Annotated in this window: 2 protein-coding genes; both read right to left on the bottom strand. The window is 59.5% G+C overall.

What is annotated here, in order from left to right:
• On the bottom strand, positions 1 to 313 hold a 313-nt coding region (locus tag ACYVDE_RS23605), incomplete at its 3' end, for a histidine kinase (RefSeq protein WP_460503971.1).
• Positions 314 to 613: 300 nt separating this feature from the next.
• A complete protein-coding gene (xseB, locus tag ACYVDE_RS23600) occupies positions 614 to 913 on the bottom strand; it encodes an exodeoxyribonuclease VII small subunit (RefSeq protein ID WP_460503970.1) in 300 nt (99 codons plus the stop codon).
• Positions 914 to 1,130: the final 217 nt, after the last annotated feature.

The raw sequence follows: 1,130 nt of genomic DNA, 5'->3' as shown, positions 1-1,130 counted from the left end.
CCAGCTGCTGCAGCGTAGCCGGCTGGAGGTTGCGCGAAATGCGCCGCACTTCGGCCACGGCCTGGTCAATCAGCGCACTGGCTTCGGGAGCCGGGGGGCTGCCGGGAGCGTAGAGGTGCAGCTTGGCCAGGGCCAGAATGGTGCCCACTCCGTCGTGCAGCTCGGCGGCAATTCGCTGCCGTTCGTCTTCCTGCGCCACCAGGGCGGCGGCCAGGGCCTGTTGCTGGGCGGCTTCCTGCAGCTGGGCCAGTTCCTGCTGCTGCGCCAGCTGCCCGCGCTGATAGCGCACTACAAACCACACGAGCCCAAGCACCAACAAGAGCAACGCAGGAGTGAGTAGAAGCAAGGGAGACAGATGAGCCACGTGGATGCCCGGACGACGGCAAGTTGCGCAAAAGAATCGAAAATCTTGGCTAGCGGCAACAGAGTACCGAAAAGGCAAATAACGGAGGAGAAGACGGCAGTTGGTTCACCGCCGCATTCATCAGCCTATATTGTAGAATGATTGAATGGCTAAGGCAATGACTATTAACACTTAATTAATTGCGTTGCCAGGCATTTATCATTGAAAGCAGCCGCTGATGTCTGCCGTAAAGGTTCGTGTGAGTAAAACTTACCACGCCCGGCCGGGGCCGCCGGGCAGGTGGTCGTGGTCGTCGTCGTCAGCATCTTCCGCTTCAAATTCTTCCTCGTCGTCGGTTTCGTCAGCTGCCGTGTCGGCATTTTCATCCTCATCCAGCGAGTCGAACACGCGGTCGAGCGAGGCTTCGGCGTGGCGCAGCTTGTGGCGGCACAGGCGGATGAGCTCGGCCGAACGCTCGACGCGGGTGGTGAGGTCATCAACGTCGACGGCGTCGGTTTCGAGCGCACGCAAAATGGTTTCGAGCTCTTCGATGGCTTCGCGGTATGTCATTTTTCAGTTAACAGTGAGCAGTTATCAGTGAACAATTCAGGATTATGGGTTGGAATTCAGGCGCTTTTTGGTTATTGCTAGCTGCTCATTTCTAGCTGATAACTGCCACAGCCGCAGCTCCTGGCGGTGCAGCGTGCGCTCGAGAGCCAGCTGCAGCTGGTAGCGGCGGCGCAGCAGGGTTTCGCGGCGGCGCTGGTGGTGGCGGGCAAAGCGGCGC

It is taken from the genome of Hymenobacter agri, assembly GCF_054778495.1.
Note: the sequence above shows the minus strand (reverse complement) of the source record. Positions and strands in the feature narration are given on the sequence as shown.

Coding starts and splice junctions, on each gene's coding strand:
- xseB (WP_460503970.1), bottom strand. CDS start 913: ATGACATACCGCGAAGCCATCGAAGAGCTCGAAACCATTTTGCGTGCG.